Source organism: Vibrio sp. V03_P4A6T147 (genome assembly GCF_002241085.1).
Taxonomy (GTDB): domain Bacteria; phylum Pseudomonadota; class Gammaproteobacteria; order Enterobacterales; family Vibrionaceae; genus Vibrio; species Vibrio anguillarum.
In genome coordinates, this window is sequence record NZ_NDIO01000189.1 from 1 (window position 1) to 6,564 (window position 6,564).

Genomic DNA, 6,564 nt, shown 5'->3' on the forward strand with positions numbered 1-6,564 from the left:
ACTTTGCTTTTAGCGACTTCAATGCTGAACTTTCGACGTTCTGCCAGTAGGTTTAGCAGTTGATCATCAAGCTCGTTCAGTCGCAAGCGGATCTCTTCAAGTGAATAGTGCTTTTCAGTCATAAAAATGTCCTTGTAAAAAAGCCTCCCAGTGGGAGGCTTCCTGTTCGTTTTTGACTTATCTTCTGTCAACGACCATGCCTCCAAGGTTATTGGAGAAAAAAGAAGTCAAAAAAGAACAGTGAGGTTAAGTGCATAAGAAGGTGATTTCTCTTTGAATGTAAAGACACAATAAGCAAGCAACCGTAGAGCGTCAAGCAAAAAAATAGCGCTTGAAAGCGCTATTTTTCATCATATTAAATTTTATTCAACTTCTTCTACTTCCGGTTTGTCGGTACGACGAGCTTCCGGTTTATGGCGCAGTTTGTTGAGTTGGCGTTCTAATTTTTGTTCTACCTCATTGATAGCTGCGTAAAGATCTTCGTGGGTTGCAGAAGCGACTAATTGTCCTTTGGGTACCGTGATAATAGCTTCGAATCTTTTTTGTTTATTGGGCTCTTCACTAAAGCTAGCTTGGCATCCTATGATATCCACTTGCCATTTTTCTAGTTTTTTAAATTTGCTCTCAATGTGAGTGCGGATTGCAGAGGTGATGTCGATATTTTTACCAGTGATAGTTACTTTCATAGATGTTTTCCTCTGTTGCATCCCTCATGGGTTAACTTCAGATTACTGATTTAATACTAAAGTAATGTGATATAGATCACTTTATTGAATGTGATTTCAAAGGGCGAGTTTAAACGTGATCTCACGCAAAGAGTGCTGACAAAGAGTAAAGAAAAAGCTTGTGATTCCTATCAATCTGGATAGATTGGTTAAAAGATCAAGCTAAGAATTTACCATTTTTAGGGTGTTTTTGCTGCCTAAAAAGAGCGCTGCTCATTTCTTATTCAAGTGTTTTTTGTGATCTTTATTCTAACGATGTTTTGAACACCTCCCTTTTTATTTCAGTTTTCCCTGCACCACTCATTTTCCAGCCGTCTTTTGCTGGCGTGTTATTATTCCCATCGACTCCAAATAAAAAAACCACTCAAAGCGTGAGTGGTTTTCATGGCGTACCTAAGCTTATTGCAAACTATTGTGGATTGAGTGCAATTAACTTTTGAGTTCTGGCAATGGCATCGTTCAGTTTGAGCTGTTTATACGCTTCCAACTGAATGTGTAATGATTTGCGAGCCGCTTCAGTGTCTGGATACGTTTTTTGTAGCTCCTGAGCACGGTTGATGGCCGCAATCCAAGATTCACGGCGTAAGTAAAAATCAGCTGTGGCAAGGTCATATTCAGCCAGCCTATTTTTTAACGCGAATAAGCGTTTATGAGCATCTTCTGCATAAGGGCTTGTTGGGTAGCGTTGCAGCAGTTTCTTAAAATCAGCAAACGCAGCTTTTACCGGTTCTGGATCACGATCCGCGCGATCGACATTAAATAGGTCATGCATGAAGTTGCGATCTTGCGCCATATGCGTCAAACCACGCATGTAGAGTACCCAATCCATTTTTTCATGGGTTGGATTCAAACGGGTAAAGCGTTCAATGGTCGCTAAACCTAACGCAAGATCATCGTTTTTGTAGTAAGCGTAAATAAGGTCAAGTTGAACTTGTTCTGAATACGCGCCGAAGGGATAACGTGAATCTAACGCCTCAAGTTTTTGAATGGCCGTTAACCAGTTACCACTTTGCAGTGAGGTTTGCGCTTCTGAGTATAATTCAGAAGGCGGCACATCAGGGACAATCTCTTCGCTGCTTGAACAGCCAAATAACAGTGATAATGCGAGTAAGCCTGATAAAGTGTGGTGTTTCATGACAGGAGTCGTTTCCTTGAATTAATGCTTCTTAATTGAGTGCGTAATCGCTTTACAAATCGTTTCGTTACTTTCTTAGCAGTAACAGATACAATGACGCCATATTTTATCCATACTAGACGCTATTAGTCTCACGGTTTTTAAAAAAGTTCGATATGGCTCAGCAGATTGAATTAACAAATACAGTAAAAGATAGCCAGTTAGGTCAACGTTTAGACCAAGCTGTCGCTGAATTATTCGCAGATTTCTCTCGTTCACGTCTAAAAGAGTGGCTTTTAGAAGGCAAAGTTCAGGTCAATGGTGAGGTGATCACTAAACCAAGAACGAAAGTCATGGGGGGAGAAATCATTACGGTCCAAGCCGAGCTTGAAGATGAAGAGCGTTGGGAAGCGCAAGATATACCTTTAAATATCGTGTATGAAGATGACGATATTATGGTCATCAACAAACCACGAGATTTTGTCGTTCATCCAGGCGCGGGTACTCCAGATGGCACAGTCTTAAATGCACTGTTGTTCCACTATCCAGCTATTGCAGAAGTACCTCGTGCGGGGATTGTGCATCGTTTGGATAAAGATACGACTGGTCTAATGGTGGTCGCTAAAACGGTTCCTGCACAAACACACTTAGTTCGAGCGTTGCAAAAGCGTAAGATTACGCGTGAATATGAAGCGATTGTGATCGGTACTATGACTGCTGGTGGGATGATCGATAAGCCGATTGGCCGCCACTCAACAAAACGTACATTGATGGCGGTAAGCCCGATGGGTAAACCAGCGGTAACTCACTATCGTGTGGCCGAGCATTTTCGTGAACATACGCGACTTCGTTTGCGTTTAGAAACGGGCCGTACTCACCAAATTCGTGTGCATATGTCATATTTACAGCATCCTTTGCTTGGGGATACCGCCTATGGTGGCCGCGCTCGCATTCCGAAAGGGGCAACGCAAGAGCTGACCGATATGATCCGTGGTTTTGAACGTCAGGCTTTGCATGCCGTTATGCTTCGACTTGAGCATCCTGTGACTGGTGAAATGCTAGAATTTCATGCGCCAGTACCTGACGATATGATCATTATGGCGGAAGCTTTACGCGTAGATGCTAAGTTGAATAAAAAAGACGAGTTCTAATGCAGAAGATCATCCCTAACTGGAATGCACCTAAACATGTAAAAGCTTTCTCCTCGACTAGAGTCGGTGGCTTTTCGTTAGCTCCTTATCAAGGGCTGAATTTAGGCATGCATGTTGGGGATGATCCTTTATCCGTTGAAAAAAATCGCCAATGGCTAACGCAGCAAGCGGCGATGCCCTCTGAACCTATTTGGCTTGAACAAACGCATTCAACACAAGTGCTAGAGGTTACTCAACCTACTCAGCAGATTCTGAGTGCCGATGGTGTTTTTACCCATCAGCATAATGTGGTTTGTTCTGTAATGACCGCTGATTGCTTACCTGTTCTACTCACTAATCACCAAGGCAGCGAAGTGGCTGCAGTTCATGCTGGTTGGCGCGGTTTAGCTAATGGGATACTCGAAAATGCGCTCGCCAAATTTTCTAGTGATATCCTAGCTTGGCTCGGTCCTGCTATCGGTCCTACGGCATTTGAAGTCGGTGATGATGTATACCATGCCTTTGTTGATCAAAATACCAAAGCAAAGGCTGCATTTTCTCTTCAAGAGAATGGAAAATGGCTAGCAAATATTGCACAGTTAGCCACGTTAAGGTTGCATCAATGCGGTGTTTCAGAAATATCAGATAGCGGCCTTTGTACCTTCCATAATCCTCATCAGTTTTATTCCTATCGACGCGACGGAATCACAGGTCGCCAAGCTTCATTTATTTGGATCGAAGAGTAACTTACGCAAGATCAATCTTCCCTAACTTGCCCCTTGAAAAAGCACTAGTGCGTAGCCATCTTTAGCTACGTAAGATTAGTTTCTCAATTAAGGTGAGGAAAGTTGGTATGCGTCTTGATCGATTTACAAGCAAATTTCAAATTGCCATTTCTGATGCTCAATCATTGGCATTAGGCCGTGATCATCAATATATCGAGCCTGTTCATTTGATGGTGGCATTGCTCGATCAAAATGGCAGTCCAATTCGTCCACTTCTTACTATGTTAAGTGTGGACGTTATGCAATTGCGCTCGAAGCTCAGTGAGATATTAGATCGTTTGCCAAAAGTTAGCGGTATCGGTGGTGATGTTCAGCTTTCTAGCGCAATGGGTACTATGTTCAATTTGTGCGATAAACTCGCGCAAAAACGGCAAGATTCCTACATTTCTTCGGAAGTATTTTTGCTAGCCGCACTAGAAGATAAGGGTGCGCTTGGTCAATTACTCAAAGAAATAGGGCTTACCGAGAAAAAAGTTTCTGAAGCAATAGAAAAAGTGCGTGGAGGTCAGAAAGTGAATGATCCAAATGCAGAAGAGCTAAGACAAGCGCTTGAGAAATTCACAATAGATCTAACTGAACGAGCGGAACAAGGCAAACTTGATCCTGTCATCGGGCGTGATGATGAAATTCGTCGCACCATTCAAGTATTGCAACGCCGGACCAAAAACAACCCCGTGATTATTGGTGAGCCCGGTGTAGGTAAAACGGCGATTGTGGAAGGGTTAGCGCAGCGCATTATTAATAATGAAGTGCCAGAAGGTCTACGTGGTCGTCGAGTATTGTCATTAGACATGGGGTCTTTGGTCGCAGGGGCTAAGTATCGTGGTGAATTTGAAGAACGCTTAAAATCGGTGCTTAACGAGCTAGCGAAAGAAGAGGGTAATGTCATCCTCTTTATTGATGAGTTGCACACTATGGTCGGTGCAGGTCGAGGCGAAGGCGCAATGGATGCGGGGAATATGCTTAAGCCCGCTCTGGCTCGAGGAGATCTACACTGCGTCGGTGCGACGACTTTGGACGAATATCGTCAATATATAGAGAAAGATCCGGCACTTGAGCGACGTTTCCAAAAGGTACTGGTTGATGAACCTAGCGTAGAAGACACAGTAGCTATTTTGCGTGGTTTGAAAGAGCGCTATGAGCTCCATCACCATGTGGAGATCACCGATCCCGCTATTGTTGCTGCTGCGAGCTTATCGCACCGTTATATTTCTGATCGCCAGTTGCCCGATAAAGCGATTGACTTGATCGATGAAGCCGCTTCAAGTATTCGAATGCAAATAGATTCAAAGCCAGAATCTTTAGATAAGCTTGAGCGCAAAATTATTCAGCTAAAAATTGAGCAACAAGCGCTAACGAATGAACACGATGAAGCGAGTGAAAAACGCTTACAGGTGTTAAACGAAGAGTTACAAGTGAAAGAGCGTGAGTTTGCCGAGCTGGAAGAAGTTTGGAATGCGGAAAAAGCAGCTCTTTCGGGTACTCAGCATATTAAATCCGAATTAGAGCAAGCGCGTATGGATATGGATTTCGCACGTAGAGCGGGTGACTTGAACCGTATGTCAGAACTTCAATATGGCCGAATTCCTGAACTTGAAAAGCAGCTCGATCTTGCAACTCAAGCTGAAATGCAAGAGATGACTTTGCTGCGCAACAAAGTAACTGATGTAGAAATTGCGGAAGTGCTTTCAAAGCAAACTGGTATTCCAGTTTCTAAAATGCTGGAAGCTGAGAAAGAAAAACTGCTGCAAATGGAGGATGCGCTGCATCAACGAGTTATCGGACAAGTTGAAGCCGTCGAAGTGGTATCAAATGCGATTCGCCGTAGCCGAGCTGGGTTATCTGATCCAAATAGACCGATTGGTTCCTTCTTATTCTTAGGGCCAACTGGTGTGGGTAAAACTGAATTGTGTAAAACACTCGCAAACTTTATGTTTGATAGTGAAGATGCCATGGTGCGAATCGACATGTCTGAGTTTATGGAAAAACACTCAGTAGCACGATTAGTCGGCGCGCCTCCAGGTTATGTGGGCTACGAAGAGGGTGGCTACTTGACCGAGGCTATTCGTCGTAAACCGTACTCGGTTATCTTGTTGGATGAAGTTGAGAAAGCACACCCTGATGTCTTTAATATCCTGCTACAGGTATTAGATGATGGGCGCTTAACTGATGGACAAGGACGCACAGTTGATTTTCGTAATACAGTGGTAATTATGACCTCAAACTTAGGGTCTTCACAAATTCAAGAAAAATTCGCAAGCTTGGATTATGAAGGCATTAAAAAAGAGGTAATGGAGATTGTAGGTAAACATTTTAGACCAGAGTTCTTAAACCGAGTGGATGAAAGTGTAGTATTCCATCCGTTGGCGCAAGAACAAATTAAATCGATCGCTTCTATTCAATTAGCCCGTCTTGGTAAACGAATGGAAGAGAAAGGTTATCAGCTTGAAGTATCTGAAAAAGCGTTAGAGCTGATTTCTCAAGTTGGGTTTGATCCTGTTTACGGAGCAAGACCATTGAAACGCGCTATTCAACAAAGCGTTGAAAATCCATTAGCGAAAGAAATCTTGGCAGGAAGAATCCTACCGGATAAAAAAGTTAAGCTAGTTGTTAGCAATGACCAAATTATTGCTCATCAAGACTAAACATTTACATTCAAAAGGGCCAGAAATGGCCCTTTTGTTTGAAAATTACTCTTATTGGTTCTTTTGTGAGCTGTTGGTTCGTTTTTATGAGAAAGTTTCATTTTAAGACTTGTGTCCTTCGCTAAACTACCTATAATGCGCCTCGTTGTCAGGGCAGTGCTAGTT

The 6,564-nt window shown here is 42.9% G+C and carries 5 protein-coding genes, 1 pseudogene and 1 other annotated feature; of the genes and pseudogenes, 3 read left to right on the top strand and 3 right to left on the bottom strand.

Features of this window, described 5'->3' with window-relative positions:
- The 3 genes and pseudogenes from pheA to bamD form a co-directional block, all read right to left on the bottom strand.
- A pseudogene (gene pheA / locus B9J84_RS16325) lies at positions 1-206 on the bottom strand (bifunctional chorismate mutase/prephenate dehydratase); the annotation flags it as partial.
- Positions 135-254: a sequence feature (Phe leader region), on the bottom strand. Its footprint overlaps the pseudogene before it by 72 nt.
- A 108-nt stretch (positions 255-362) precedes the next feature.
- Positions 363-686, bottom strand: coding sequence for a ribosome hibernation-promoting factor, HPF/YfiA family (gene hpf, locus B9J84_RS07610; RefSeq protein ID WP_094123870.1), 324 nt, complete (start codon positions 684-686; stop codon positions 363-365).
- Positions 687-1,134: 448 nt separating this feature from the next.
- Entirely contained in the window at positions 1,135-1,860 is a 726-nt protein-coding gene (gene bamD, locus B9J84_RS07615) for an outer membrane protein assembly factor BamD (protein WP_013857531.1), read from the bottom strand.
- Between the two features lie 155 nt (positions 1,861-2,015).
- Between bamD and rluD the strand changes: the two genes are divergently transcribed.
- The 3 genes from rluD to clpB all read left to right on the top strand — a co-directional run bounded on the left by rluD (position 2,016) and on the right by clpB (position 6,399).
- The gene (rluD, locus tag B9J84_RS07620) at positions 2,016-2,990 is read left to right on the top strand and encodes a 23S rRNA pseudouridine(1911/1915/1917) synthase RluD (protein WP_094123871.1); all 975 of its coding nucleotides are present in this window, start codon (positions 2,016-2,018) and stop codon (positions 2,988-2,990) included.
- Positions 2,990-3,715 carry a peptidoglycan editing factor PgeF gene (gene pgeF / locus B9J84_RS07625; RefSeq protein WP_026028074.1) on the top strand — a complete coding sequence of 242 codons (726 nt, stop codon included), beginning with the start codon at positions 2,990-2,992 and terminating at the stop codon, positions 3,713-3,715. Before rluD ends, pgeF begins: the two co-directional genes overlap by 1 nt.
- Positions 3,716-3,822: 107 nt before the next feature.
- Positions 3,823-6,399 carry an ATP-dependent chaperone ClpB gene (gene clpB / locus B9J84_RS07630; RefSeq protein ID WP_088720938.1) on the top strand — a complete coding sequence of 859 codons (2,577 nt, stop codon included), beginning with the start codon at positions 3,823-3,825 and terminating at the stop codon, positions 6,397-6,399.
- The last annotated feature ends 165 nt before the right edge of the window (positions 6,400-6,564 follow it).

Coding starts and splice junctions, on each gene's coding strand:
- hpf (WP_094123870.1), bottom strand. CDS start 686: ATGAAAGTAACTATCACTGGTAAAAATATCGACATCACCTCTGCAATC.
- bamD (WP_013857531.1), bottom strand. CDS start 1,860: ATGAAACACCACACTTTATCAGGCTTACTCGCATTATCACTGTTATTT.
- rluD (WP_094123871.1), top strand. CDS start 2,016: ATGGCTCAGCAGATTGAATTAACAAATACAGTAAAAGATAGCCAGTTA.
- pgeF (WP_026028074.1), top strand. CDS start 2,990: ATGCAGAAGATCATCCCTAACTGGAATGCACCTAAACATGTAAAAGCT.
- clpB (WP_088720938.1), top strand. CDS start 3,823: ATGCGTCTTGATCGATTTACAAGCAAATTTCAAATTGCCATTTCTGAT.